Genomic DNA, 26,680 nt, shown 5'->3' on the forward strand with positions numbered 1-26,680 from the left:
GCCCTTTCATGGGGTGCGCTCCGGTGGGGGCGCGGCGACGCTTTCGCGTACGACGATGTGTGTGCCGAGCACGTGGTGGGTGCTCGGGGAGTCCTCGGGCGAGCGCAGGGCGATGCGCACGGCCTCGCGGCCCAGTTCCTCGGCGGGGGTGCGGACCGTGGTGAGCGGCGGGTTGAAGTCGGCGGCCAGCGGGATGTCGTTGTAGCCGACGACGGAGATGTCGTCGGGGACGCGCAGGCCGGCGTCGGCGATGGCGCGCAGGGCGCCGGCGGCGACCATGTCGTCCCCGGCGAAGACGGCGGTGAAGTGCGAACCCGCCTTGAGGAGTTCGGCCATGGCACGCTGTCCGTTGGCGCGGCCGAGGCCGCAGTCGACCACGTGCGCGGCCTGCGCGGGCAGCCGGTGCTCGGCCAGCGCGGCGCGGTAGCCGGCGACGCGGGCGTCCAGCGCGGTGTTGCCGGGCAGGCCGCCGAGGAAGACGATCCTGCGGTGGCCGGCGGACAGCAGGTGGCTGGTGATCGCACGGGCGCCGGCCTCGTTGTCGAAGTCGACGACCAGGGCGGGGATGTCGGGGCTGGGGGCCGGGCGCCCGCACAGCACGAGCCGGGCGCCGGCGCCGTCCAGGGCGTGGGCGTACTGGGCGACGCGCTCGCGGTAGTCGTCGTCCTCGACGACGCCGCCGACCAGGACCACCAGCCGGGCGCCCTCCTCGCGCATCAGCTGCATGAAGGCGAGTTCGCGCTGCGGCTCGCCGCCGGTCTGGCCGACCAGGCACAGCCAGCCGTGGGCGGCCGCCTCGGCCTCGACGCCTTCGGCGACGTGCGCGTAGAAGGGGCTGGTGACCTGGCGGACGAGGACGGCGACCATCTTGCGGCCGCCGCCGACCAGCGCGCGGGCGTGGGCGTTGGCGACGTAGTCCAGGGCCTGGGCGGCTCGCATCACCTTCGCCCGGGTCGCCTGCGGCACGGGGTAGTTGCCGCTGAGCACCCGGGAGGCGGTGGCGACCGACACTCCCGCCCGCTGCGCCACGTCCCGGATGGTGACCCGTCGATTCGCCGCCATGCTGCTCCTGCCTCTTCCCCGCGCTGCCGTGTACGCCATTGCCGCCTCACGTGTTCGAGGCGTGTTCCTTGGCGTATTCGTCAGCCATTCTGTCGCCGCCTCCCGAGCGCCACTTGCTGATCGCGCCGTCCAGCGCGGACAGCGGCTCGCGGCCGGCGATGACGGAGGTGATGGTGTCGTCCATGTCGGCTTTGAGCGTGGTGCCCTGGGAGTTGAAGGTGGCGGACTGGAGTCCGTAGGAGGCGTCGCGGATGGCGACCGGCACCACCTTCTGCTGCCAGGCGTGCAGGGCCTTGGTCGCGTCGGGGAAGCCGGGCAGGAACAGCACCTGGGGGCCCTCGGCGAGGTAGCGGAAGGGCAGGTTGGTGATGTTCTCGACCTGGCCGAGCTTGGTGGGCAGCGGGGAGCCGTCCTTGCCGCGGGTGAAGTGGACGCCCTCCACGCCGTAGTGGGTGAGTTCGTACTCCTTGGTGCCGAACGGGGCGGCGAGGTAGTCCAGGACGCGCAGCAGCAGCTGGATGCGCTCCTTGCCCGCCTTCTTCAGGATGGTGTAGCCGAAGGAGCGGCGGGCGGCGACGATGCCGCCGGGGGTGCCGTCCACGCTGTAGGGCAGCGCGGGTGCCGGGGTGAGCAGGCCCTTGGAGTCGGGGTACACGGCCGTGTAGTTGCCGAAGCCGTTCTGGAGGGAGCCGATGGTGCCGTTCAGCATCAGGGTGTAGGCGTCGGAGGTGGACAGGGACGTGGAGTCGGGGTGGTAGTAGCCGCTCTTGCGCAGCTGCGCCTGGTAGGCGACGGCGGCCTTGAAGCGCTCGTCGGCGTAGCCGGCGTGGAAGGCGCCCTTGGCGTCCACCGCCCAGCCCTGCGGCACGTTGTGGGCCGCGGAGTGCACGTTGTAGTTGAAGTCGGAGCCCTTCGCCGAACCGAGGGCGTACTTCTTGCCGCTGGTGGCCTTCTTCGCCACGGCGGTGAAGTCGTTCGACGTCCAGCCGTCCTGCATCCCGGCGGCGGTGAACTCGCCCTGATTGATCCACAGGGTCGAGCCGGGTACGGGCCGCTCCAGCGGGATGCCGTAGATCCGGCCGCTGATCCGGCCCATGTCGTGCCATGCCTGGGCGGGGATGCCGGCGAGGTTGGGGTAGGCGCTGACGGCGTCGCCGGACAGGTACGGGGTCAGGTCCTCGGCGCGGGCCTGCACGAACTGGGCCTCCCGGGGCAGGACGAACCCGGAGAACATGTTGATGATGTCCGGCAGCGAGCCGCTGTCCTGGGCCATCACCGTGGCCATCTTGGCCTGGTAGTCGTCCGTCGGGATGACCGTGTACTCGATCTTCACCCCGAGGGCCTTCTCCACGGCCTTCCAGTACTGGTTGCCCGCCTCGGACTTGGGCGGGGTGCCGAAGGTGACGGACATGACCTTGATGGTCGACCCGTCGCCGGGGGTGCGGGTCACGGAGCTGGTCAGGTTCGACGGGTAGGCGGTGAAGCCGGCCTGGACGCCCGCGGAGGTCGCGGCGAGGTCCGGGGTGGGGCCGGCCGCCGGGCGGTAGGTGGGCCAGGGCGCCAGCTTCTTGCCGACGTTGGAGACGTCGCCGCCGGCGGCGTCGGAGGAGGTGCAGGCCGACAGCAGTCCGGGGACGGACACCGCGGCGCCGCCGGCGGCGATGGAGCGCAGCAGGGTGCGCCGGGACATTCTGGGCATGGCAGGTGGCCTTTCGGGTCGGTGCGGCCGAGCGGGTGGCGGGCGGGTGGCAGGCGGGTGCCGGGCCGGTGCTGAGCAGGTACCGGGCAGGAGGTCAGCTCTTGATGGCGCCGGTGAGCACGCCCTTGGTGAAGTACTTCTGGAGGAAGGGGTAGGCCAGCAGGATCGGCACGGTGGCGAGCACCACGACTGCCATCTGGATCGTCTGCGGCGCGTTGACCGTGCCGTCGCCCAGCGTCTGGTCGGTCAGGCCGGTGCCGGCCACGACATAGGTGCGCAGGACCTGCTGGAGCGGCCAGTGGTCGCTGTTGAGGTACAGCGAGGCGTAGAACCAGGAGTTCCAGTACGACACGGCGTAGAACAGCCCGACGACGGCGAGCGCAGCCTTGGACAGCGGCAGCACGATCGTCCACAGCACCCGCAGGTCGCCGGCCCCGTCGAGCCGGGCGGCCTCGTACAGCTCCTCGGGGATGCCCTGGAAGAAGCCGCGCAGCACGATCAGGTTGAAGACGTTGACCAGCAGCGGAAGGATCAGCGAGGAGTAGCTGTTGAGCAGGCCCAGGTTCTTCACGAGCAGGAAGCTGGGGATCATGCCGGGCGGGAAGAGGAAGGTGAACAGGATCAGCAGCAGCACCGGCCGCCCGCCGATGGCCTTGGGGCGGGCCAGCGCGTAGGCCAGGCCCACCGTGCACAGCAGGCTCAGCGCGGTGCCGATGACGGTGACGCCGATGCTCACGGCCAGGGCGTGGGTGACGATGCCGCCCTGGAGGATGTCGTGGTAGGCCTTGAGGTTCGGGTGCTGGGGCCACAGCACCCAGCCGCCGTTGGCGACGACCTCCCGCTGCGAGGCGAGCGAGGTGGACACCACCACGAGGAAGGGCACGCAGACCAGGGCGACGACCACCACGAGGGCGACGGCCTTCGCGGACTGGGTGACGGGCTTCGGCTTCTCCATCCAGCCCGGCCGGACGTTCGCGCTCACTTGTAGACCCCCTGTTCGCCCAGCCGGTGGGCGATCTTGTTCGCCGCGTAGACCAGGACGGCGCCGACCACGCCCTTGAACAGGCCCGCGGCGACGGCCAGTCCGTAGTCGCCGCCGACGATGCCCTTGTAGTAGACGAAGGTGTCGATGACCTCCGCGGCCTGCGGGCCGACCGCGTCGCGCTGGAGCAGCATCTGCTCGAAGCCGACCGAGAGGATGTCGCCCAGCCGCATGATGAGCAGCAGCACCACCACCGGGCGGATGGCGGGCAGGGTGACGTGCCAGAAGCGGCGCCACGGGCCGGCCCCGTCGATCGCGGACGCCTCGTACAGCTGCTCGTCGACCTGGGAGAGCGCGGCGAGGAAGATGATGGTGCCCCAGCCGGTGTCCTTCCAGATCACCTGGGCGATCAGCAGCGGCTTGAACGCGTCGGGGTTCCCGATGATGTCGACGGTGTGCAGGCCCGCGTCGCCGAGGTAGCCGTTGAGCATCCCGGTGCCGCCCAGCACCTGCTGGAACATCGCCACCACGATCACCCACGAGATGAAGTGCGGCAGGTACACCACCGACTGCACGAACCGCCGCACCGTGCTCCACGTCAGGCTGTGCAGCAGCAGCGCGAGCGCCAGGGGGACAGGGAAGTAGAAGACCAGCTGGAGCAGCGCGATCCAGGCGGTGTTGAAGACCGCGTGCCAGAACGCGCTGTCCTGGAAGAGCTGCTGGAAGTTGGTGACGCCGTTCCACGGACTGCCCCACAGGCCGGCGAAGGGCACGTAGTCCTTGAACGCGACCACGTTGACGACCAGGGCCCCGTACTGGAACACCAGGAAGTAGGCGAGCCCCGGCACCATCAGGGCAAGCAGCGCCCAACTGCGCCGCTTGCGAAAACCTTTTCGTTCCGTCGGAGCCCCCGGCGTACGACCGCGACCGTCTTCGGACGCCGTCTTTCCAGGGAGCTCCCGTATCAGCGCCGCCACGGCGCCTCCTCACCATCGGGTGCTGGGTGAGCGGTAGTTAAAACGTTTCCACACCGCGCGTCAACGGTTCTGACACACATCGCCGATATCCTCGGCGGCCGCGCGCACGGTTTGTCATGAGTTGACGTGTTATCAGCACTGAATCGGTTCATGCCGTATCGATCCGGGAGCCGGCTCCGACCGCCGTCGGACGCCCGGCGCCCACCGCCCGCCGGGCCCACCGCGATCGCCGATCGGGATTAACCCGCGGCGACAGGCCCGGAGAACCCGGATAAGGCCAGTTCAGAGCCGGTTGTATACGGCCGCGCCGGACCGGGGCCGACAGTGGGACCGGCCTGTGGACTCTGCACAATGTCTTGACACGCCTTCATGAGCGCACCTAGAACGATTCATCGATCGCACCTCTGCTGACGCATGGCCCAACCCCGTCCTCCGCTCCCCCGGAGGCCTCGCCGTCGACCTGCGTCCTTCCCGGCCCGGCTCCCCCGCCGCCCGTTCCCGCCGTACCCGTACCCGCAGTTCCGACCTGACTGGAGGCTGTCCATGCCCGAGGGGTCCCCACTCAACCGACGCACGTTCCTCGGCGGTGCGTCGATCACCGCGGCGGCTCTCGCGCTCGGCTCCGGCGGCCGGGCGGCCGCCGGCACGCCGCCGGCCGCGCCGTCGCCCGCCTCCGCCAAGGACGCGGCCGGCGGGGTCGACCTGCACTGGCTGGACGGCCGCCCCGCCGCCACGACCGGCGCGGCCTGGGGCGTGCCCTGGCCGAAGGGGCAGGTCGCCGCGCACACCGCGTTCGCGCTGACCGACAGCGGCGGCGCCCAGGTGCCCGTGCAGTCCTGGCCGCTGGCCTACTGGCCGGACGGCACCGTGAAGTGGACCGGGCACGCGGTGGACTCCACCGCGCTCGCGGACGGCTACCACCTGGCCCCGGGCACACCCGCCACCCCGAAGCAGCAGGTCACCGCCACCCGCGGCAGCAAGGAGATCAAGCTCGCCAACGGCGTGGTGGACATCCGCCTGGCGCTGACCGGCCCGCTGGCGATCACCTCGATCACCCGCTCGGGCCGCACGTCCGCCGAGAACGGGCGCCTGGTGCTGCTGCTCCAGGACAAGCCCGAGGACACCGACGCCCCGAAGCACACCGCCTGGACCGGCGTGGTCGAGACCGCGGAGATCGAGCAGTCCGGCCCGGTGCGCGCCGTGGTGAAGCTGACCGGCCGCTACCGGCAGGACGGCGCGAAGAAGTACGGCACCGGCCGCCGCGCGCTGCTGCCCTGGACGATGCGCGTCTACCTGGGCGCGGGCGACGAGTCGCTGCGGGTCATGCACGAGTTCGTCTGGGACGGCAACCCGGCCAAGGACTTCGTCCGCGGCCTCGGGCTGGAGCTGGCCGTGCCGATGAGCGACGAGCCCTACGACCGGCACATCCGGTTCGCCGGCCCGGACCAGGGCGTGTGGGGCGAGGCCGTGGTCGGGCTGACCGGCCTGCGCCGCGACCCGGGCACGGATGTGCGCGCCGCCCAGATCGCCGGCACCGCGACGCCGGCGACCAGCACCTGGGAGACCACCGTCCAGACCGAGTGGCAGGACCTGCCGGCGTGGGGGGACTTCAGCCTGGTGCAGCAGTCGGCGGCGCAGGCGGCGGTGTGGAAGCGCACCTCGGAGAAGTCCGCGTGGCTCAAGCACGCCGGGTTCGCCGACCGCGCGCCCGGCTTCGGCTTCGCCGGCGGGGTCAGCGGCGGCCTCGGCTTCGGACTGCGGGACTTCTGGCAGCAGTTCCCGCGCGCGCTCGACATCCGCGGCGCGACCGGCGACGCCGCCACCGTCACCCTGTGGTCGTGGTCGCCGCACGGCGAGGCGATGGACCTGCGCGCCTACGACACCGCGAGCCACGGCCTGGACCTGGCCTACGAGGACGACCGCTACGGCTACGGCCTGTCCACCGGCATGGCCCGGTCCACCGACATGCAGCTGTGGGCGCTGGAGCACACCCCCGCCCGCGACGACATCCCACTGCTCGCCACCGCGCTGGCCGCCCGCCCGCAGCTGGTGGCGGCCCCGGAGACCTACCACGGCGCGGGCGTCTTCGGCCGCTGGAGCCTGCCCGACCGCAGCACCCCGGGCCGCACGAAGCTGGAGGACTCGATCGCCGACAGCGTCGCGTTCTACGCCGGCCAGGTCGAGCAGCGCCAGTGGTACGGCTTCTGGAACTACGGCGACATCATGCACACCTACGACTCCGACCGGCACACCTGGCGCTACGACGTCGGCGGCTTCGCCTGGGACAACGCCGAACTCGGCTCGGACGCGGCGCTGTGGTACCAGTTCCTGCGCACCGGCGACGCGCAGACCTTCCACCTCGCGCGGGCCATGACCCGGCACGTCACCGAGACCGACATGATCCGCAGCGGGCCCTTCGCCGGCCTCGGTTCGCGCCATGACGTGCAGCACTACGCCGACGGCGGCAAGGAGCCGCGGGTCTCCGAGGCGTACACCAAGCGCTTCATGTACTACGTCACCGCGGACGAGTTCGTCGGCGACGCGATGCGGGTGCCGCTCCAGTTGGACACCACGCTGCTGACGTACCCGCCGCTGCGCGACTACCTGGACACCCCCGCGGGCGTCCCGACAGTGATCCGGATCGGCCCGGACTGGTACGCGCTGGTCAGCAACTGGCTCACCGAGTGGGAGCGCACCGGCGACACCCGGTGGCGCGACCGCATCGCCACCGGCATGGAGGACATCGCGAAGCTGCCCGCCGGGCTGTTCACCGGCGAGCAGGGCGGCGCCGTCGGCTTCGACCCCGCCACCGGCCACATCAGCGACCTGGGGCTCGGCGGCGACTGGGGCAAGGTCAACCTGACGATGGTCTTCTGCGGCGAGCAGATCATATGGGAGACCACCGGCCTGGTCGACGTGCCGGAGTTCCGCGCGAAGCTCGTGGAGTTCTGCCGCTACGTCCAGGCGCCGGCGGCGGAGATCACCGCGCACTTCGGCTTCAAGTTCTCCACCTCCGCGCCCGCGGTCTTCTACTCGCGGATGACCGCGTGGGCCGGGGAGCAGACCGGCGAGCCGGCGGTGCAGCAGCGCGGCTGGGACGTGTTCTCGGCCGACGCCGGCGGCAAGCCCTGGGGCGCGCCGGTGCACGTCGGCGGCCCGGCGGTGTTCGCCGGGGTGGACGAGATCCCGTCGACCGACTTCAGCACCAACGACCTCGCGCAGCGCAACCTGGCGATCATCGCCCTGCTGGCCGTCGCCCCGGACCAGGCGCCCTGACGGGCCGTCCGGTCCTCCGTATCCAGTCATCCGACCGTACGAAAGGGACATCCCATGCGCGGTAGAACCCGACTGCTGGCCGCTGTTGCGGTCACCTCCGCCGTCCTCACCCTCCCGGGCACGGCCGTCGCCGCCGCGGGCACCCCGCGCCCCGCCGACCAGCTCGCCCAGAACTGCGCCCCGGGCACCGACGGCACCGGCCTGACCTGCTCCTTCGACGTGGCACCCGGCGCCTACGAGATACAGCTCACGCTCGGCAGCCGTACCGCGGCCGCCGACACCGGGCTGGACGTGGAGGCGAACCGGACCGTCCTCGCCCCCGTCGCCACCACCGCCGGCCACCTCGCGCACCGCACCGTGACCGTCGACGTCCGCACCCCGGAGAGCATGCCCGACGGGCAGGAGGGCGACGGCACCCCCGGCCTGCAACTCACCTTCACCGGCACCGCACCCGCGGTCAGCGCGCTGAGCGTGACCGCCCGCCCGCACGCGCCGCGGCTCTACGTGATCAGCGACTCCACGGCCTCGGACTGGCTCAACACCGTCCAGCGCGGCTGGGCACAGGAGCTGCCGCAGTACGTCCACGGCAGCCTCGACGTCGCCAACTGGGCAGTCTCCGGCTCCAGTACGGTCTCCTGGCTGTCGAACCCGGCGCTCTTCGCCACGCTCCAGCCGCAGATCCAGCCCGGCGACGAGGTGCTGATCCAGCTCGCCCACAACGACAAGACCACCCCCGAGGACACCTACCGCGCCAACCTCCTGACCCTCATCGACGGTGTGCGCGCCCGCGGCGCGCGGCCGGTCCTGGTCACCCCGCCCGTGCGGCACCTCTTCGACGCCGACGGGAAGATCACCCCCACCGGGCGGATCGTGAACAGCCTCGGCGTGGACCTGCCCGCCGTCATGCGCGACATCGCCCAGCAGCAGGACATCCCCCTGCTGGACCTGACCGCCGACAGCGAGGCCCTGATGGAGCAACTGGGCCCCGACGCCTCCTGGCTGCTCTACGCCGACCTGCCCGCCGGCCGCAGCCAGACCCACTTCAACGCCGGCGGCGCGGCCACCATCGCCGGGCTGGTGGCCGGCGAGATCCGCGCCGCCCACCTGCCGGACGCCGCCTTCCTCGACAACTGACCGGACGCCCGCCGGCCCCGGCACCCGCCAGGCACGCTCCGCCCGGGCGCACACCGCGCCCGGCCACAGGAAAGAGGACACGATGACCAGGGACGTGGTGCTCGTCGGCGCCTCGGGCTACGGACGCACCTACCTCGCGGAGATCGCCGCGCTGGAGGCGTCGGGCGCGGTCCGGCTGGCCGGCGTCTGCGACGTGCGGCCGCTGGACGACGAGGGGCGGCAACTCGCCGGGGACCGGCCGTTCGACACCGACCTCGGCCGGCTGCTCGACCGGGTCCGGCCGGACATCGGGATCGTGGCCACCCCCATCCACACCCATCTGCCGCTGGCCCGGCAGGTGCTCGGCGCGGGCGCGCACCTGCTGGTGGAGAAGCCGCCGCTGCCCACCGCGGACGGCTGGCGGGAACTGGTCGCGCTGGGCCGGTCGGCGGGCCGCGCCTGCCAGACCGGTTTCCAGAGCCTGGGTTCGCGGGCGGCCGCCCGGCTGCGCGCGCTGATGGCCGACGGCACGCTCGGCCGGATCAGGGGCATCGGCGGCCACGGCGCCTGGTCCCGCCCGGACGGCTACTACCGGCGCGCCGCGTGGGCCGGCCGCCGGGAGGTCGACGGGGTGCCGGTGGTGGACGGCGCGCTGACCAACCCCTTCGCGCACATGGTCGCGACCGCCCTGTTCCTGGACAACAGCACCGGCTGGGACGACGTGTCCGGGGTCGAACTGGAGCTGCTGCGGGCCCGCGACATCCAGGCCGACGACACGTCATGCGTCCGGCTGCGCACCGGCCGCGGCACCGTCGTCAGCGCCGCCGTCACGCTCTGCGCGGAGGTCACCTCCGACCCGGTGCTGCTGGTCCACGGCACCCGGGGCCGGGCCGCACTGCACTACACGAAGGACGTGCTCTTCCTGGACGGGGTCCGGGAGGAGCACGGCACGACCACCCCGCTGCGCAACCTGCTGGACCACCTCGACGACGACCGGGTCCCGCTGCAATCGGCGCTGGCGGACTGCGGCGGCTTCATGCGCGTGCTCGACGCGGTGCGCACCGCCCCCGACCCGCGCCCCATCGCGCCCGCCTGGCTGCGGCGTTCGGGCAGCGGCGACGAGGCACGCGTCCTTGTCGTCGGCGTCGAGGCGGCGGTGGCGGCGTCCGCCGAGCACCTGTCGACCTTCGCCGAGTCCGGCGCCCCCTGGGCGCTTGCGCCCGTATCCCGTTCGTAGGACTTCACGATTCCGGAGTGAGCGAATGAAGACGAACAGCACCGCGGCCCGCGCCCTGCTGACCTCCGCGGTCATCGCCGGCGTCATCGCCGTCGTCGCCGACTCGGCCGCCGCCAGCCCCGCCCCGGGCCACGCGCGTCCGATGACCGGCGCCGTCTACTACGTGTCGCCCACGGGCGACGACAGCGCCGCGGGCACCAAAGGCGCGCCGTGGCAGTCCCTCGCGCACGCGCAGGACGTCGCCCAGCCCGGCGACACCGTGTACGTCCGCGGCGGCACCTACGCCTACACCCACGCCACCACCTCCTGCTCCAGCCAGACCGCCCGGGTCGACGCGGTCACGTTGAGCAAGAGCGGCACCTCCGGCAGCCCGATCCGCTACTGGGCCTACCCGGGGGAGCGGCCGGTCCTCGACTTCTCGAAGATGACCGACGACTGCCGGATCAAGGGCCTGGACGTCACCGGCAGCTGGCTGTACCTCAAGGGCCTGGAGATCACCGGTGTCCCGCAGAACAACACCCTCAACCACGAGTCGTGGGGCGTGTGGAACTCCGGCAGCGACAACACCTACGAGCAGCTCGACGTCCACGACATCATGGGCCCGGGCGTCTTCCTCCAGGACGGCGGCGGCAACCTGGTGCTGAACACCGACTCCCACGACAACTACGACGCGGACAGCTCCAGCGGCCCGGGCACCAACGCCGACGGCTTCGGCGCCCACATCCCCGCCGGCAACCCCGGCAACGTCTTCCGCGGCGACCGCTCCTGGAACAACTCCGACGACGGCTTCGACCTCATCAACGCCCTGTCGTCGGTGACCATCGAGCAGTCCTGGGCCTGGTCCAACGGGTACGTCCCCGGCACGGCCACCAGCGCCGGCGACGGCAACGGCTTCAAGGCCGGCGGCTACGGCGGGAAGTACGTCACCGGCGGCGTCAAGCACACCGTGCGCCAGTCCGTCGCCTTCGACAACAAGGCCGCCGGCTTCTACGCCAACCACCACACCGTCGCCGACGACTTCTTCAACGACACCGGCTACGGCAACCACCCCGACTTCAACATGCTCGGTGTGGCCCCCGACGGCACCGCCACCGGCCTCGGCACCCTGCGCAACGACGTCGCCTACACCGGCACCCTCACCTCCAACATGACCGGCACCGACTCCGCCGACAACTCCTGGGACCTCGGCCTGGCCCTGTCGGACGCGCAGTTCCAGAGCGTCTCGACCACCGGCTGGGACGCGCCCCGCCACTCGGACGGCAGCCTGCCGACGCTGCCCTACCTGCGCCCGGCCGCGACGAGCGACCTGATCGACCAGGGCACCGACGTCGGGCTGCCCTACAAGGGCGAGGCACCGGACCTGGGCGCCTTCGAGACCCGCTGATCCCGCCGCCGCGCCCGGGCGGCACCCCGGACCGAGCTCGACCGACCGTCCGCAAGGAGGACCTGTGTCCCTTTCCCGACGTACGTTCACCACCCTCACCGGGGCGGCGACCGCCGCGCTGGCGCTCCCGCACGCCGCCGAGGCCGCCTCCGGCTCCGGCTCCGGCTCCGGCTCCGCGGCCGGCGGCATCACCCCGGCCGCCGCGGCCAAGGGCACGGCCCACACGGTCGCCTTCGACCGCTACTCGCTGCTGGTCGACGGGCAGCGCGTACCGGTCTGGTCCGGCGAGATGCACCCCTTCCGGCTGCCCAGCCCGTCGCTGTGGCGCGACATCCTCGAAAAGCTCGCCGCGAGCGGCTACAACGCGGTGTCGGTCTACGCGAACTGGAGCTACCACTCCCCCGCCCCCGGCCACTACGACTTCACCGGCGTGCGCGACCTCGGGCAGTTCCTGGACACGGCCGCAGAGACCGGGCTGTACGTCATCGTGCGGCCCGGCCCGTACATCAACGGCGAGACGGACGCGGGCGGCTACCCCGGCTGGCTGACCGCGACCGCCGCCAAGGCGCGCACCGACGACCCCGTCTACCTGCGGTACGCCGACGAGTGGCTGACCGCGGTGAACGCGGTCATCGCGCCGCGCCAGTACACCCGCGGCGGCGGCACCGTGGTGCTCTACCAGCTGGAGAACGAGTACGCCTCGTACGTCGGCTCCGCCACCGGCAAGGACTACATGGCGCACCTGTACGCGAAGGTGCGCTCCGACGGCATCGACATCCCGCTGTTCCACAACGACAAGGGCCGCAACGGCGACTGGGTGCCCGGGAGCTTCGACACCGGCGGGGAGACCGGCCGCTACCTGTACGCCTTCGACGGCTACGCCAGCGGCAACCCGCCGGACTGGGGCTACTTCGGCACCGGCGGAGCCACCGGCGGCTCGACCGCGAGTCCCGACACGCCCGGCTTCCTCGCGGAGTTCGGCGGCGGCTGGTTCGACGCGTGGGGCGGCGCCGGGTTCGCCGGCCAGGGGTACGCCGGGGCGTGGAAGGCCCGCGACCCGGCCTACGAGCGACGGTTCTACCTGACGAACCTCGCCAACGGCATCAAGATCCACAACGTCTACATGACGTTCGGCGGCACCTCCTGGGGCTGGCTGCCCGCCCCGGTCGTCTACACCTCGTACGACTTCGGCGCGGCGATCAGCGAAGCCCGCCAGCTGACGGCCAAGGTCACCCCGATGAAGCAGATGGGCTCGCTGCTCGCGTCCTTCCCCGACCTCGCCGTACTCGACCGCGCCGCGGACACCGCCGCGAGCAGCGCGTCGGTGCGGGTGTACCACCTGACCGACCCCGAGCGCGGCTCGCACCTGTACCTGCTGCGCAACGACACCGGTGCCGACGTGACGTGCACGGTGCCGGTGGCGACAGCCGCGGGCACCGTGACGGTGCCGGCCGCCTCCGGCGGGCTGAAGGTCGGCGCGAAGGACGGCAAGCTGCTGGCCGCGAACGTCTCGCTCGGCCGCCGCGCGCTGCTCTACACCACCGCCCAGCCGATGTGGCGCGCCTCCGGCGACGCACGCGACCTCGCGGTGTTCACCGGGCGCCCCGGCGACCCCGTCGAGGTGGTCGTCCTGGGCAAGGACGCCCCGACCGTCACCGTCACCGACGGGGCCGCCGCCAGCACGTACGACACGGCGTCCGGCACGCTGCGGATCAACGCGACGCTCGCCGGGCTCACCGTCGTCCGGCTCGACGGCGGCGGCTACGACACCCCGCTCGTCCTGCTGCTGGCCGACGACGACGCCGCGGCGACCCTGTGGCCGCGCACCACCGGCACCGGTTCGGTCCTCGTCAGCGGCCCCGCCCTGGTGCGCACCGCGGCGATCACCGGCCGCAGCGTGCACCTGACGGGCGACACCACCGCGGCCACCGGCCTGAAGGTGTGGTCGCCCGGGGTCCTCAAGGCCGTGACGTGGAACGGCCTGGACATCCCGGTCGCCACCACCGGTTCCGGCGACCTCAGCGCCACCGGACAGCTCCCCGGCCCGGCAGCGGTGTCCCTGCCGGCCCTCACCGGCTGGCGGTACGCCGCGGAGAACCCGGAGTCCGCCGCCGCGTTCGACGACAGCGCCTGGCGGGTGGCCGACCTGACTTCCAGTCACAGCACCACCGCGGTCCCGGCCGGGCAGCCCGCCGTGCTCTTCGCCGACGACTACGGCTTCCACTACGGCGACGTCTGGTACCGCGCGGAGGTCGCGGACGCGAGCACCGCGCAGGACATCGCGCTGTCCTACCAGACCGGCACCCTCGGCCTGCTGATGGCCTGGTGGGACGGCCGCCCGCTCGGCACCCACCGCATGCCGGTCCCCGCCAAGGCGGAGGTCATCACCGGCACCTGGTCGGACACGGCCGCCTTCACCGTCCCCGCCGACCTGCGCGGCAGCGGCCCGCACACCCTCGCCGTCCTGGTCCGGCGGATGGGCCACGAGGAGGACGGCGGCGCCAACGACGCCTTCAAGTCCGCCCGCGGCCTGACCGCCGCCACCCTGGACGGCGCGCCCCTGACCTGGCGCATCCAGGGCGCGGACGGCTACGACGCCGTTCGCGGCCCGCTCAACACCGGCGGGCTGTACGGGGAGCGCAACGGCTGGCACCTGCCCGGCTTCCCCGACCGGGCGTGGTCGCCTGTCACCCTGCCGCACACCGACACCCGGCAGGGCGTCGCCTGGTACCGCACCGCCTTCACCCTCGCCGTCGACGGCGCCACCGACGCCTCGATCGGCCTGGCCTTCACCGACGACCCGGCCCGCGCCTACCGCGTGCAGATCTTCCTCAACGGCTGGAACATCGGCCAGTACGCCAACGACGTCGGCCCGCAGCACACCTTCGTCCTGCCCAACGGCATCCTGCGCACCCGCGGCGCCAACACCCTCGCCCTGGCCGTCCTCACCGACGGCACCGGCCCGGCCGGTCCCGCGCTGCCCGCCCTGACGCTGCTCGCCGCCGCGCGCGGCGGCACACCGGTGGAGACCGTCGCGTCCCCCTCCTACCGCCGCTCCTGACGGCCGTCCGGGCCGCTCGGGCCGTCCGTGCTGCCTGGACGGTCCGGGCGGCCCGGGCGCAGGGTGAGGCCGGCCTGCTCCTCCAGGAGCGCCACGCCGAGGAGTTCGCCGTTCACCGGGCCGTAGCGCGCCAGGGCCCGCTGGTGCACCGCGCGCACCGCCTCCGCCACGGTGTGCGGGGTGCCCAGCTCCCCGGCGAGGGCGGTGACCTCCGCCAACTGGTCGTGGATGCGGTCGAGTTCGTACGAGGGGAGGTAGTCGCCGGCGAAGAGCGCCGGCAGGTGGTCGCGGGTGAAGGCGCCGGCCGCCGGGCCCGCCAGCAGCACCTCCCGCATCAGGGCCGGGTCGATGCCGGCCCGGCTGCCGAGCAGCAGTGCCTCGGCGGTGGCCACCGCCTGCCCGAACCACAGGGAGTTGACGAGGAGTTTGGCGACGTAGCCGGTGCCGGGGCCGCCGACGCGGGTGAGCAGGTCGGGTGCGGTGAGTGCCTCCAGCAGCGGGCGCGCCCGGGTCAGGGTCGCCTCCTCGGCGCCGACGAAGAGCCGGGCCCGGCCGGCGGCGGCGTCCTGCGGGCTGCCGCCGATCGGGGCCTCCAGGGTGTCGACGCCGTGCCGCCGGGCGAGGTCGCGGAGCGCGGCGGCGGCCTCGGGGGTGCTGCTGGACATGTCGAGCCAGATACCGCCCGCGCCCAGGGCGCGCAGCACCGCGTCGTCCACCGCCGCGGCGACGTCGGCGGGGCCGGGCAGCACCGTGACCAGGACGTCGGCGCCCGCGGCGGCCGCCTTCGCCGAGTCCTGCCAGCGCGCTCCGCTCCGCTCGGCGTCCGCCTTCCGCTCGGGCCGGGCGTCGAAGGCGGTCACCGGGTGGCCGGCGCGGGCCAGGCGCGTGCAGAGCGGGCGGCCCATCCGCCCCAGACCGATCAGTCCCACTTTCAACATCCCGGGATCGTATCCGGTGGCCCGCGGCACGCACCGCCGGGCCCGGGCCGGCGGGGGCCTGCGCGGGCGAGCCGCGCGGGCGTTGCTCGGGGCCTGCTCGGAGGCGGCCCGCGGCCGCGCCCGCTACCGTGGAGCGGGCCATGGCGTCGGGTCCGCGCCCTGCGCCCGAGCCGAACCAGGAGGCCGGTATGACCGGTACGAGCAGCTCCCAGGTCGCATCGGCGGCGGGAACCGGCGTCAGAAGCGGGTGACCGGTGTCCCGCCGGGGCCCCGCGGACGACGGCGACGAGCTGCTGGCGCGGCTCGGCTCGCTCACCGCCCGCGCATACGAGCTCGCCGAGCAGCAGCGCTCCCGGGTCGAGCTGGCCGTCGCCCTCCAGCGCGGCATGCTCCCGAGGCGCCTGCCCGCCTTCCCGGGCGTGCGCCTCGCGGTCCGGTACGCGCCCGCCAACCACGGCCTGTACGTGGGCGGGGACTGGTACGACGCCTTCCCCATGGCCGACGGCCGGATCGGGCTGTCCATCGGCGACGTCCAGGGCCACAACATCGAGGCGGCCGCCTTCATGGGCCAGGTCCGGGTGGGCCTGCGTGCCCTGGGTTCGGTTGGCGGGGACCCCGGTGAGCTGCTGGCGCGGACCAACGACCTGCTCCAGGCGCTGGGCGGCGACCTCTTCGCCACCTGCACCTTCATCCGGCTCGACCCGGCCACCGGCGTCATGGAGAGCGCCCGGGCCGGCCATGTGCCGCACATCTGGGCGACCGGGGACGGCCGCTCGGGGATCGACACCGGCGAGGGCGGGCCGCCGCTGGGCATCGTCGAGGGGGCCGCGTTCCCGGTGACCCGGCACCGGCTGCGGGAAGGCGGCGTCTTCGTGCTGCTCACCGACGGGGTGGTGGAGGGCCCGTCGCTCAGCCTCGACGAGGGCCTGGCGCGGGTGGCGGAGCTGGCCCGTACGGCCGCGCTGACCGGCGTCGCGGTGGACGCGCTGGCCTCGCGCGTGGTGGCCATGGCCGGAGCGGTCGGCCACGAGGACGACGCGGCGGTGCTGGTGGTCGGCCACGACGCTCCCGCCGCGGCCGCCTGACGGCGGTGTCGAGGGGTCGCTCGCGTGGCCGACCGCGCGCGGCCGGTGTCTCATGGCGGGGTGGAGGGTGTGGAGGCAGACGCGCGGCTGCGGCGGGCCGGGCTGTTCGCCGTGCGGACGCTGGCCGTCGTCGCCTGCTACTTCCTGGCGGGTCGGCTCGGGCTGCTGCGGCGGCTGGAGGTCGACGGGGCCGTGGTGACCCCCATCTGGCCGCCCACCGGTGTCGCGGTCGCCGCCCTCCTCCTCCACGGGCTGCGGATGTGGCCGGGCATCGCCATCGGCGCGCTGGCGGTGGTCTGCTCGATCGACCCGCCGCAGGCCGACGTGATCGGCACGGTGGCGGGCAACACCGCGGCCCCGGTCTGCGCGTGCCTGCTGCTGCGGGCGGTCGGCTTCCGCACCGACCTCGGCCGGCTGCGGGACGGCCTGGCGCTGGTGTTCCTGGGCGCGCTGGGCGCCATGCTGATCAGCTCGACCGCCGGGACGGGCCTGCTGGTGCTCACCGGCAAGCTGGAGGCGGGCGGCTTCTGGGCGGTGTGGCTGGCCTGGTGGGTCGGCGACGCGATGGGGGTGCTGATCGTGACGCCGGCGCTGCTGCTCGTCGTCGGGGCGCGCGCCCGCCCGGACCTGCGCCGCTGGAAGGAGGCGCTGGCTCTGTCGCTGATCGGCTGCGCGGCGTTGCTGGTGGCGACCCGGTCGGACCTGAGCGTGCTCTTCGTGGTCTACCCGATGCTGATCTGGGCGGCGCTGCGCTTCCGGTTCGCCGGGAGCCTGCTGTGCGCGCTGTTCGCGTCGGTCATGACGACGGTGGCCGCCACCGAGGGCGCCGGGCCGTTCAGGCACCTCTCGCACGTCGAGGTGATGGTCAAGCTCCAGGCGTTCAACGGGACGACCGCGCTGACCGCGCTGCTGCTGTCCGCGGTGATCACCGAGCAGTACCGCACCCGGCAGTCGGTGGAGCACGCCTGCGAGGAGCTGGCCGAGGTGCTCGACCGCCTCTCCGTCGGCGAGACCCGCCAGGACCGCCTCTCCCCCGCCCGCCACCCGCCCGCGTGATCCGCCGGGCCGTCTGCCGGTCCGTCAGCCGGTTCGTCGATCCGCCCGTCAGCCGGCGAACCGCGCGGCGGGCAGGCCGGTGACGTCCAAGCCGCGCACGGCCAGGACGGAGCCGGCGATGTCGCCGGGGGGCAGGTCGAGGCCCTCGCGGGCGGTGGTGACGTAGAGGATGTCCAGGCCGGGGCCGCCGAAGGCGCAGGACGCGGGCTGCTCGACGGGCAGCGGGACCTCGGCGAGGACGTCGCCGTCGGGCGACACGCGCAGCAGGCGGAAGCCGCCCCACATCGCGATCCACAGGCAGCCGGCCGCGTCCAGGGCCATGCCGTCCGGGATGCCCCGGCCGGCGAACGCCGCCAGCAGCCGGCGGCGGGCGAGGCGGGGCCTTACCGGGTCGGTGTCGAAGGCGTTGAGCTCGCCGGCCATGGTGTCGACGAGGTACATCGTGCGCCCGTCCGGGGACCAGGCCATGCCGTTGGGCAGGGTCAGCCCAGTGAGCACCACGTGGCCGGCCCCGTCCGGGGTCAGGACGTGGAGCGCGCCCTGCCCGGGGGCGAAGTCCAGGTCGGTGCTCCCCGCCCAGAACCGTCCGGCGGGGTCGCACTTGGCGTCGTTCATCCGCTGCCCCGGCGGCAGGACGCGCGGCCGCGGCGCGTACCGGCCGTCCGGCCCCACGTCGGCGAAGCCCTCCCCCGTGGCGGCGACCATGCCGCCGGAGGCTTTCGGCACGGCGGCGCCCACCGAGGTCGGCAGGACCGTCGTGCGCACCTCCCCGGCGGCCCCGGCGGCGCGGTGGATGGCACCCGCGGGGATGTCCACCCAGGACAGGGTCGCGGTGGCCGCGTCCCAGTGCGGGCCCTCGCCGACGGCGGCGGCGCCGGGGACGGCGACCTCGACACGGGGGTTCATCCGGGTCCTCTCCAGGGGGCGTGTCCGGGTGCGGGGTGGCGCCGCGGGGGCGGCGGGGGGCGGGGTTCAGGCGCCCGCGGGGGCTTCGGGGGCGGCCGGCGGCAGCGCCACCGGGAGCGCCGACAGCAGCCCGCCGTCGACCGGGACGTCGGCGCCGGTGACGAAGCCCGCGCGGGTCCCGGCCAGGAAGGCGATGGTCTCGGCGACCTCCCGCGGCTCGGCGACCCGGCCCAGCGGATGCGACCGCCCCCACTGCGCCAGCAGGTGCCGCACGGAGGCGTCGGAGCCGTCGCTGAACAGCTCCGCGGAGCGGCGCAGCATCGGGGTGTCGACGGAGCCGGGGCACACCGCGTTGACGCGCACCCCGAAGGGCCCCTCGTCGACGGCCATCGAGCGCACCAGCGCGTTCAGCGCGCCCTTGGCGGCGGCGTACGCGGCGACGTTGGCCTGCGTGGCGCGCGCCTGCACCGAGGAGACCACGACGACGGCGCCGCCGGAGGTGCTGCGCCGCAGGTGCGGCAGGGCGGCCCGGGCGGCCAGGAAGACGCCCTTGACGTTGATCGTGAACACCTCGTCCCACGTCTTGTCGTCGGTGTCGGCGACGGTGCCGTAGCGCTGGACGCCCGCGGAGGTCACCAGGACGTCCAGCCCGCCGTAGGTCTCGACGGTGCGGCGCACCGCCTCGGCGACGGCCGCGCCGTCGGCGACGTCGGCGACGACCGGCAGGGCGCGGCCGCCCGCGGCGGTGATCGCCGCCACCGTCTCGCGGGTGCCGGCGGCGTCCAGCGCGCTGACGGCCACCGCGGCGCCGCGGGCGGCCAGCAGTTCGGCGGTGGCGCGGCCGATGCCGCTCGAAGCGCCGGTCACCAGCGCGACGCGCCCGGCGTGTTCCTCAGCCATGTGTTACCTCTCCCAGCCGCTGTGCGGGCTTCTCGCCCCGATGGATTGCCGCCGCCCGGAGGTCGGACCGAGCGTGCGCAGGTGCGTGATGCGGGTGTGCGTGCGGTGTGCGTGTGCGTGCGGTGTGCGTGTGCCTGATGCGCGTGGGCGCGTGGGCGCGTGTGCGGCGGGGGCGCGGTCAGCCGCGGCCGGCGCCGCCGAGCGGCCGGGTGCAGAAGGCCCCCCCGACCCGGGAGTTGCGCGGCGCCGCCGGATCGAGGTCGTCCGGGGTGAAGGCGCCCGAGGCCAGCAGCGCGGGCAGGTGGTCCTCGGCGTCGTCGCGCGGGTGGTAGCCGATGGCCTCCCCCTCGGCGAGCGACCACCACCGCCGGGTGTTGCGGGAGATCCCCCACAGCACCCGGAAGCCCGCCGGCCGGGCCCGCAGGCACGCCTCCACCAGCCGGGCCGCGTCGTCCGGGGACAGCCAGCCGGCCAGGTCCTCCGGGGCCAGCGGCGCCGGCCGGAACGCCCCGATCCGCAGGCAGCTGACGTCCATGCCGAACCGGTGGTGGTACAGCGCGCCGAGCGCCTCCAGCGCGGCCTTCGAGGCGCCGTAGTACGTGTCGGGGCGCGGCGCGCTTCCGGCGGCGAGCAGCCCGCCCGGGGCCGCTGCCGCCTCCTCGCGGCTGCGGAACCCGGCGGCATGGAGGCTGGAGGCCAGCACGACCCGCGGAACTCCCTGCGCCCGCGCGGCTTCCAGCAGGTGCGCGGTGCCGTCGATGTTGGCCTCGCGCACCCGCTCCCAGGACGCCTCGCCCGCCTCGCCGCCCAGGTGCAGCACGGCGTCGGCGCCGCGGCAGGCCGCCCGGATCGCGTCCGGGTCGGTGAAGGACGCCCGGACCACCTCGACGTCCTCGCCCGGCCCGGCGGGCGCGGTCTCGGCGACGTCCAGCAGCCGCAGGGTCCTGCCGGGCCGGGCCAGCCGCGTCCGCAGCGCCCGCCCGATCCGCCCGGCGGCGCCGGTCACCAGGACCCGCTGCCGCTGCGTCACCACGCCTGCTCCCCCGCGTCCGTGGCCGTGCCCGTGTCCATACGCGTGTCCGTGTCCGTACCCGTGTCCGTACCCGTGTCCATACCCGCAGTCTGCGGCACCGCGGCCGGCGGCAGCTGCTCGTCGTACGGCAGGGGGGCCGTGCCGGGGGGTGCGAACGGCGGCCGGTGGTAGGTGTGGTCGCGGCGGAAGGCCAGGCCCCCCGGCGGGTACCAGTGCCGCGGGCTCGCCGGGTCGGTGTCCACGGCGGCCGACAGCGGTCCGCGGCCGTTGCCGTTCTCCGCGGCGACCGCGTACTGCACGACGGGCGCGGCACCGGCCCGGTCGCCGGCACCGGAGGGCGGCCGCGGTACGCGGTCGGTGCAGGTGAAGCCGGGCCCGGCGTACACCTCGCGGTAGTCGTCCGCGCCGCGCGCCCGCCGGTAGAGCCGGTAGCGGGCGGCGCCCAGGACCTCGCCCCAGGTGGCGGTGACCGTGCCGGGGCCGAGTCGCAGCCGCAGCCCGTCCGGGGGTTCGGGCGCGGCGGAGGTGGCGTGCACCGGGTAGTCGGTGCCGGGCCGGCCGCGCCGGTCGGCGTTGTAGGCGGCGACACGCACGTGGTAGGTGCGGCCGTCGTCCAGGCCGGTGAGCCGGAAGGGCCCGGCCGCCGTGCGGGCGGCCCGCGTCCAGGTGGTGCCGCCGTCGGTGCTCAGCTCCAGCAGGTAGCCGTCGGCGGCGGCGACCGGTGTGAAGTGCACCAGCGCGCCGCCGGGCAGGGTCTCGGTGCGCACCACCCGCGGAGGCAGCGGCTCCGGGCGGCGGGCCGTCAGCTCCCAGCGGTGGCGGCCTGAGGGCAGCGCCACGCGCAGCGCGCCGGGGTGCCGCTCCAGCGGCCGCACCGGGGCGCCGTCGACGTACAGGGCGGTGCCCGCGGCGAGCCCGCCGGGCAGGTCGAGGGTGATCGCGGTGTCCGCGGGGGCGACGTAGCTGCCGGCCAGTTCCGCCGGGTCGCGGTAGGCGAGGCTGATGCCCAGGTCTCGGTCGGCGGTGGTGAGCAGGACGTCGGCGGTGCCCACGGCGGTGCCGTGGAAGAGGGCCAGTTCGCGCCGGCCGTCGTCGAACAGCCGGATGACGCCCGCGGTGCCCTCGAAGCGCAGCCCGTCCCGCGCGAACCGCGCCTGGCCGGGCTCGTAGTGGGTGGCGGCCTCGTACCGGAAGACGTGGTCGACGCTGTGCGGGGTGCGGACGGTGGTGCCCCACGGGGTGGTCCGCGCGGCGGCGACGGTGAGGTCGAAGCGGTGGCTGACCACGGCGAGGGTGTTGCCGCTGCCGCCGTCGGCGCGGCCCTCCAGCCGTACGCCGCGGGTCACGTCGGTGGCGAAGCCCCCGCCGGCGGTGCCGTCGGCGGGCCGCCCGTCCTCCCGCACCCCGCGCACCACGTGCAGGAAGGGCAGCTGCTCGGGCAGGTGGCGGTAGCTGTTGGCGTCGTGCCCGGTGGCCTCGGTCAGCACCGACCAGGTCCACACCATGCGCTGGCCGGCGGCGAACGCGTCGTACGTGACGAGGTAGTCGCTGCCGACGAGCAGCACGCTGCGGCTGAGGTAGAGGTCGGCGACGGGGCTGTCCGGGTCGGGGGTGATCTCGGCGAACTGCGCCGGGTCCAGGTCGTACAGCGGGCGGTCCAGGGTGTGCGGGCCGATGCCGCGGAAGCGGCCGTCCTGCCACAGCGCGCAGGAGGTGGTGAAGGTCGCGTCGGGGACGCGGCGGTCCCCGGCGTCCTCGGGGCCGTGGCCGCTGTAGGAGCGGCCGGCGGCGTAGTAGTAGAGCTGGCCGCAGCCGTTGTCGTCGGCGATGCCCCAGCGGTAGTTGGGGCCGCGGTCGACCTGCTGGAGGAAGACGGCGACCTCCTCCGGCCGGTCGACGGCGGCGCGCAGGGTGACGCCGTAGCCGGTGTACTTGGTGCTGCGCAGCCGGGGGTTGGTGCCGGTGGCGGCGGCGCGGCCGGTCGCGGTATCGCCGCCGGAGCGCAGCAGCACCCGCCAGGTGTCGGGGTCGCCGGGCCTGCTGTCCAGCCGCCGGGCGCCGGGGTCGCTGCCCCACAGCAGGTGTTCGGCGGTCAGGGGGCGGTAGCGGCGCAGCGCCTCGGCGAGCAGCCGCATCTCGATCGGCGGGCGGCGCGGCCAGAACGCGTGCGCGCCCTGGGCGGGGTGCAGGCGGCGCAGGTCGCCGGTGCCGGAGACGTCGACGGGTGCGGTCAGCGCGTCGACCAGCCAGTCGCCGAGTGCGGCGAAGTGCTCGGTGGCGATGCGGTTGCGGCCGTCGGCGTGCTGGGCGAGGGCGTTGCCCTGGGTGAGCGGGCGCAGGAACGCCCACACGTAGGTGGCGGGGCTCTCGGTCCAGCGGCCGGGGCGGGCGCCGCGGGAGGGCAGCGCGGGGCGGGTGTGGAAGGTGCCGGACAGTTCGGCGAACTTCTCGAAGGCGTCCAGCCACCGCCCGGCCGCCTCGTGCTCGGGGAACAGCCAGGCCAGACAGGCCAGCGCGGCCTTGCCGTCGGCGAGGAAGTTGGGGTGCCCGCCGAGCATGCGCAGGGTGGGGCCGATCTCCTCGCCCGCGGAGACGTACGCGGTGAGCAGGAGCAGGGCGTCGACCCGGGTGCGCTGCGCGGGGTCGAGGCGGTCGGCGAACCGGTCATAGCCGTCCAGCAGCCGGTCGTAGAGCGGGCGCTGGCCGATGTTGAGGTAGCCGGCGACCTCGTTGACGCCGTTGGCGAGCAGGCGGGGGCCGTCGGGTCCGGCGAAGAGCGCGTCGGTGAACTCCCGCGGGGTGGCGAACTCGCCGGTGGTGCACAGCGGCCGGGGGCGCCGGCCGCTGTAGGTGAGGGTCCAGTCCTTGACCCGGTCCAGGCTGAGCGTGCCCTGCCAGTGGTGCAGGTCGCGGACATGGGTGGTCTGGTGGGCGGGGCGGCGGCCGGCCTGCTCCTGGCGGCGCAGCGCGTCCAGGTCGCGGCGGTGGTCGTAGAAGGCGATGCCGGTGTGCCGGGTGCCGGTGCGCAGCGGCCAGGTCCAGTGCAGGACCCCGTCGTGGCGGAAGCGGATCTGGAGGGTGCCGGCGGAGGCCCAGTGGGCGTAGCCGCGGTCGTCCCAGCGGGCGTGGTCGCGGATGAACACGCCCATCGCGTCACCGCCGCTCCCGTCACCGCCTGCCGCGTCCCAGAACGTCGCGTGCGGGCGGATGCCCCAGGCGTAACTGGGCGCGTACGGGCCGACGGTGAAGGCCATCGCGGCCTCCGGGCGCTCCCGGCCGCCCGGCCCGGAGAAGGGCGGGTCCTCCCCGCTGTCGCCGACCACCACCGGCTCGTCGATGCCCAGCCAGTGGTACCGCCCGGGTGTGCCCGGCGCGGCGTGGGCCGCGGCGTCCTGCGCGTGGGGCCAGGCGGAGGAGAAGCGGTGGGTGGGCGCGCACCCCTCCCAGTCCAGTTGCCAGCAGGCGCCGTCGGTGTCGAGTCCGGCCATGTCCTCGGCGAGTTCGAGGAAGTCGCAGTCGAGCAGGACCCGGACGACCGCGGTGTAGCGGGCGCCGTCGCGGAAGCGGTACGCCAGCGCGTGGTCGGCGAAGAGCGGCCCGGCCCGCAGCAGCCGCACCTCCAAGTGCTCGGCGGGCCCGGCGGGGCGGCGCAGCACCGAGCCGCCGACCCACCCGCCTCCGCGGTCGAGCCGCAGGACGGGTCCGGGCACCTCGTCGGCGGCGCCGAAGCGGCCCGGGGCGGGCAGGCGGACCCGCAGCGCCCCGCCGTCCACCACGGTGCCGTCGCTGTCCGTGCGGACGCGCACCGTCCGTTCGGGGCGGGCCGGCGGCAGCGAGGCGTCGGCCCGCAGCGTGAAGGTGCGGCGCCCGCCGGCGGGGAGGTCGGCGAAGAAGCACACCGTCGCGGCGGCCAGTCGGCCGCTGTCGCCGGGCCCGTCCGGGTGGGCGGTGTCGGTGAGCTGGAAGGGCACGGCCGCCCCGCCGTCGTCGAGCAGCCGCAGGTCCGCGGCCCGCACGGCGGGGGCCGGCCACCGCACCCGGTAGTGGAGCAGGGTGCGGGGCCAGGCGAACTCGGGCCGGTCGAGCCGGTCGTGCAGCCGGAAGGCGATCTCGGCGGCGCCCTCGGGCCAGTCGGTGGTGGGGGTGCCGGTGGTGCCGGCGGTGCCGGTCACGACCCCCCTCCGAGTTCGGCGCCGCCGGCGCCGGGCGCGACGTTCTGGGCGCCGAGCGTGGCGCCGCCCGCGACGCCCTCGACGAGGTAGCGCTGGAGCAGGACGAACAGCAGCATGATCGGCGCGGCCACGATGAAGGTGCCGGCCGCGATCAGCGGCCAGTTCTGCGCGTACTCGCCGAAGAAGGAGTACAGCCCGCGGGTGACCGGCCACAGGGCCGAGTCCGAGAGCATCACCAGCGGCAGGATGAGGTTGTTCCAGGCGGTGACGAAGCCGAAGATGCCGAACGTCGCCAGCGCCGGCTTCATCTGCGGGATGATGATGGTGAAGATGAACCGGACGTAGCCGCAGCCGTCCAGCGCCGCCGCCTCGTCGATCTCCCGCGGGATGCCGCGGATGTAGCCGACGAAGAAGAAGAACCCCGCGCCCGACAGGCTGGTGAGGATCAGGTACCCGATCATGCTGTTGTACAGGTGGAGCGTGCGGGCCTCGATGAACAGCGGGATCAGGCCGCCGGGCAGGAAGCCGGAGAAGACGAAGAACGTGTACAGGCCGCCCGAGTACTTGAAGTAGCCGCGGGAGATGGGGAAGGCGAGGAACACCCCGAGGACGAGGGTGACCACGTCCGGGACCACCGCGTAGACGAGGCTGTTGACCATCTCCCGGCCGAAGTGCCCCTGGTGCCAGGCCGACGAGAAGCTCTCGGTGGACCACGGGTGCGGCGCCCCGGTCGGGTTCTGGAGGAAGCCGGTGTACGTCTTGAACGCCTGGAGCAGGACGTACACCAGCGGAAGGGCGAACAGGCCGGCGGCGATGGCGAAGCACAGCAGGTTGACGCCCGCCGCCTTCGTCCGGCGGGTGGTGAGCAGGCGCCGCAGCGCGCCCGGGGCGGTCACAGGGCCACCTCCCGCTTGCGCAGGGTGTAGAGCAGGCCGCCGCCGATGACGACGGTCAGCAGGAACTGGAGCATGGCCAGCATCGAGCCGTAGCCGAGCTGGCTGTCCGCGCCGAACGCGGACTGGAACATGTACAGGCCCAGGGTCTTGGTGCCGAAGTTGCCGCCGGTCAGCACCATGATCAGGGCGTACTCGCCGAGCGTGCCCATGGCGGTGAGGAAGACGTTGACCGTGGTGGCCGGGGCCAGCAGCGGCCAGGTGACGTGCCGGAAGGTGCGCAGCCGCCCCGCGCCGTCCATCGCGGCGGCCTCGTACACCGACGCGGGGATGTTCCGCAGCCCGGCGATGTAGATGAGCATCGAGTAGCCGGAGAACATCCAGACGTTCACCATCATCACCAGCGGCAGGGCCAGCGAACTGGAGCCCAGGAACGCCGAGTCGGTGCCGAACAGGCCGTGCACCAGCTTCTCCGTCGGGCCGGAGTACGGGTCGAGCATGAGCGCGAAGATCGCGCCGACCACGGTGACGGAGAAGATCTGCGGCATGAAGATCAGCGCGCGGTAGAAGGTGTACGAGCGGCCGCCGCGGTTGAGCAGCAGCGCCAGGCCCAGGCCGATGGCGTTCTGCAGGACGGTCACGCCGACCACGTAGATCAGCGTGACCTTCACCGCCCCGAGGACCTGGCCGGACAGCGAGGTGACGGCGGCGTGGTAGTTGCACATGCCGCAGAAGTTGAACGGCGTGCCCGGGAGTCCGGAGTAGCGGGTGAACGAGTAGCCGATGGTGGCCAGAGACGGGTACAGCCCGAACAGCAGCCAGCCGGCTCCCGGTATCGCGATGCTGGCCCAGGGGATGAACCGCCGCGTGCGTTGCGTTCCGAAGGGACAGCGTGCCACGCCGCGC

General features: G+C 73.9%; 18 protein-coding genes. 7 read left to right on the top strand and 11 right to left on the bottom strand.

What is annotated here, in order from left to right; translation table 11 throughout:
* Nucleotides 1-6: 6 nt before the first annotated feature.
* The 4 genes from WA788_RS06660 to WA788_RS06675 all read right to left on the bottom strand — a co-directional run bounded on the left by WA788_RS06660 (nt 7) and on the right by WA788_RS06675 (nt 4,594).
* Entirely contained in the window at nt 7-1,062 is a 1,056-nt protein-coding gene (locus tag WA788_RS06660; RefSeq protein ID WP_335972428.1) for a LacI family DNA-binding transcriptional regulator, read from the bottom strand.
* Nucleotides 1,063-1,108: 46 nt separating this feature from the next.
* Nucleotides 1,109-2,761, bottom strand: coding sequence for an extracellular solute-binding protein (locus WA788_RS06665; protein ID WP_335972429.1), 1,653 nt, complete (start codon nt 2,759-2,761; stop codon nt 1,109-1,111).
* Nucleotides 2,762-2,855: 94 nt separating this feature from the next.
* A complete protein-coding gene (locus WA788_RS06670; RefSeq protein ID WP_335972430.1) occupies nt 2,856-3,743 on the bottom strand; it encodes a carbohydrate ABC transporter permease in 888 nt (295 codons plus the stop codon).
* The gene (locus WA788_RS06675) at nt 3,740-4,594 is read right to left on the bottom strand and encodes an ABC transporter permease (RefSeq protein ID WP_335972431.1); all 855 of its coding nucleotides are present in this window, start codon (nt 4,592-4,594) and stop codon (nt 3,740-3,742) included. Before WA788_RS06675 ends, WA788_RS06670 begins: the two co-directional genes overlap by 4 nt.
* A 669-nt stretch (nt 4,595-5,263) precedes the next feature.
* Here WA788_RS06675 and WA788_RS06680 point away from each other — a divergent pair.
* The 5 genes from WA788_RS06680 to WA788_RS06700 all read left to right on the top strand — a co-directional run bounded on the left by WA788_RS06680 (nt 5,264) and on the right by WA788_RS06700 (nt 14,791).
* Nucleotides 5,264-7,996 carry an exo-rhamnogalacturonan lyase family protein gene (locus tag WA788_RS06680; protein ID WP_335972432.1) on the top strand — a complete coding sequence of 911 codons (2,733 nt, stop codon included), beginning with the start codon at nt 5,264-5,266 and terminating at the stop codon, nt 7,994-7,996.
* Between the two features lie 54 nt (nt 7,997-8,050).
* The gene (locus WA788_RS06685; RefSeq protein WP_335972433.1) at nt 8,051-9,130 is read left to right on the top strand and encodes a GDSL-type esterase/lipase family protein; all 1,080 of its coding nucleotides are present in this window, start codon (nt 8,051-8,053) and stop codon (nt 9,128-9,130) included.
* Between the two features lie 82 nt (nt 9,131-9,212).
* Nucleotides 9,213-10,346, top strand: coding sequence for a Gfo/Idh/MocA family protein (locus tag WA788_RS06690; protein ID WP_335972434.1), 1,134 nt, complete (start codon nt 9,213-9,215; stop codon nt 10,344-10,346).
* A 25-nt stretch (nt 10,347-10,371) separates the two neighbouring features.
* A complete protein-coding gene (locus WA788_RS06695; protein WP_335972435.1) occupies nt 10,372-11,730 on the top strand; it encodes a right-handed parallel beta-helix repeat-containing protein in 1,359 nt (452 codons plus the stop codon).
* A 64-nt stretch (nt 11,731-11,794) separates the two neighbouring features.
* The gene (locus WA788_RS06700) at nt 11,795-14,791 is read left to right on the top strand and encodes a glycoside hydrolase family 35 protein (protein WP_335972436.1); all 2,997 of its coding nucleotides are present in this window, start codon (nt 11,795-11,797) and stop codon (nt 14,789-14,791) included.
* Here the strand turns inward: WA788_RS06700 and WA788_RS06705 are convergent.
* Nucleotides 14,776-15,729 carry an NAD(P)-dependent oxidoreductase gene (locus WA788_RS06705; protein WP_335972437.1) on the bottom strand — a complete coding sequence of 318 codons (954 nt, stop codon included), beginning with the start codon at nt 15,727-15,729 and terminating at the stop codon, nt 14,776-14,778. The two genes, WA788_RS06700 and WA788_RS06705, sit on opposite strands and share 16 nt — an antisense overlap.
* A 254-nt stretch (nt 15,730-15,983) precedes the next feature.
* Here WA788_RS06705 and WA788_RS06710 point away from each other — a divergent pair, with 254 nt between their 5' ends.
* Entirely contained in the window at nt 15,984-16,814 is an 831-nt protein-coding gene (locus WA788_RS06710) for a PP2C family protein-serine/threonine phosphatase (RefSeq protein ID WP_335972438.1), read from the top strand.
* 69 nt (nt 16,815-16,883) lie between these two features.
* Nucleotides 16,884-17,870 (top strand): MASE1 domain-containing protein, encoded by a 987-nt coding sequence (locus tag WA788_RS06715; RefSeq protein WP_335972439.1) that lies wholly within the window; start codon nt 16,884-16,886, stop codon nt 17,868-17,870.
* Nucleotides 17,871-17,918: 48 nt separating this feature from the next.
* Here WA788_RS06715 and WA788_RS06720 read toward each other — a convergent pair whose 3' ends face one another.
* The 6 genes from WA788_RS06720 to WA788_RS06745 form a co-directional block, all read right to left on the bottom strand.
* Nucleotides 17,919-18,776, bottom strand: a complete 858-nt coding sequence (locus WA788_RS06720) for an SMP-30/gluconolactonase/LRE family protein (RefSeq protein WP_335972440.1) — start codon at nt 18,774-18,776, stop codon at nt 17,919-17,921.
* 66 nt (nt 18,777-18,842) lie between these two features.
* Nucleotides 18,843-19,676, bottom strand: a complete 834-nt coding sequence (locus WA788_RS06725; RefSeq protein WP_335972441.1) for an SDR family NAD(P)-dependent oxidoreductase — start codon at nt 19,674-19,676, stop codon at nt 18,843-18,845.
* 178 nt (nt 19,677-19,854) lie between these two features.
* The gene (locus WA788_RS06730; protein WP_335972442.1) at nt 19,855-20,709 is read right to left on the bottom strand and encodes an NAD-dependent epimerase/dehydratase family protein; all 855 of its coding nucleotides are present in this window, start codon (nt 20,707-20,709) and stop codon (nt 19,855-19,857) included.
* Nucleotides 20,703-24,881, bottom strand: coding sequence for a fibronectin type III domain-containing protein (locus tag WA788_RS06735; RefSeq protein ID WP_335972443.1), 4,179 nt, complete (start codon nt 24,879-24,881; stop codon nt 20,703-20,705). The genes WA788_RS06730 and WA788_RS06735 overlap by 7 nt, the downstream gene beginning before the upstream one ends.
* Nucleotides 24,878-25,777 (bottom strand): carbohydrate ABC transporter permease, encoded by a 900-nt coding sequence (locus WA788_RS06740; RefSeq protein WP_335972444.1) that lies wholly within the window; start codon nt 25,775-25,777, stop codon nt 24,878-24,880. Before WA788_RS06740 ends, WA788_RS06735 begins: the two co-directional genes overlap by 4 nt.
* Complete coding sequence (locus WA788_RS06745) at nt 25,774-26,673, bottom strand: carbohydrate ABC transporter permease (protein ID WP_335972445.1); 900 nt, start codon at nt 26,671-26,673, stop codon at nt 25,774-25,776. The genes WA788_RS06740 and WA788_RS06745 overlap by 4 nt, the downstream gene beginning before the upstream one ends.
* Nucleotides 26,674-26,680: the final 7 nt, after the last annotated feature.

This window comes from Streptomyces sp. CA2R106 (assembly GCF_037034245.1).
In the GTDB taxonomy this organism is placed as follows: Bacteria; Actinomycetota; Actinomycetes; order Streptomycetales; family Streptomycetaceae; genus Actinacidiphila.

What these genes read in the sequence shown, in the direction of transcription:
- WA788_RS06660 (WP_335972428.1), bottom strand. Translation starts at nt 1,062, where the DNA reads ATGGCGGCGAATCGACGGGTCACCATCCGGGACGTGGCGCAGCGGGCG.
- WA788_RS06665 (WP_335972429.1), bottom strand. Translation starts at nt 2,761, where the DNA reads ATGCCCAGAATGTCCCGGCGCACCCTGCTGCGCTCCATCGCCGCCGGC.
- WA788_RS06675 (WP_335972431.1), bottom strand. Translation starts at nt 4,594, where the DNA reads ATGGTGCCGGGGCTCGCCTACTTCCTGGTGTTCCAGTACGGGGCCCTG.
- WA788_RS06680 (WP_335972432.1), top strand. Translation starts at nt 5,264, where the DNA reads ATGCCCGAGGGGTCCCCACTCAACCGACGCACGTTCCTCGGCGGTGCG.
- WA788_RS06685 (WP_335972433.1), top strand. Translation starts at nt 8,051, where the DNA reads ATGCGCGGTAGAACCCGACTGCTGGCCGCTGTTGCGGTCACCTCCGCC.
- WA788_RS06690 (WP_335972434.1), top strand. Translation starts at nt 9,213, where the DNA reads ATGACCAGGGACGTGGTGCTCGTCGGCGCCTCGGGCTACGGACGCACC.
- WA788_RS06695 (WP_335972435.1), top strand. Translation starts at nt 10,372, where the DNA reads ATGAAGACGAACAGCACCGCGGCCCGCGCCCTGCTGACCTCCGCGGTC.
- WA788_RS06705 (WP_335972437.1), bottom strand. Translation starts at nt 15,729, where the DNA reads ATGTTGAAAGTGGGACTGATCGGTCTGGGGCGGATGGGCCGCCCGCTC.
- WA788_RS06720 (WP_335972440.1), bottom strand. Translation starts at nt 18,776, where the DNA reads ATGAACCCCCGTGTCGAGGTCGCCGTCCCCGGCGCCGCCGCCGTCGGC.
- WA788_RS06725 (WP_335972441.1), bottom strand. Translation starts at nt 19,676, where the DNA reads ATGGCTGAGGAACACGCCGGGCGCGTCGCGCTGGTGACCGGCGCTTCG.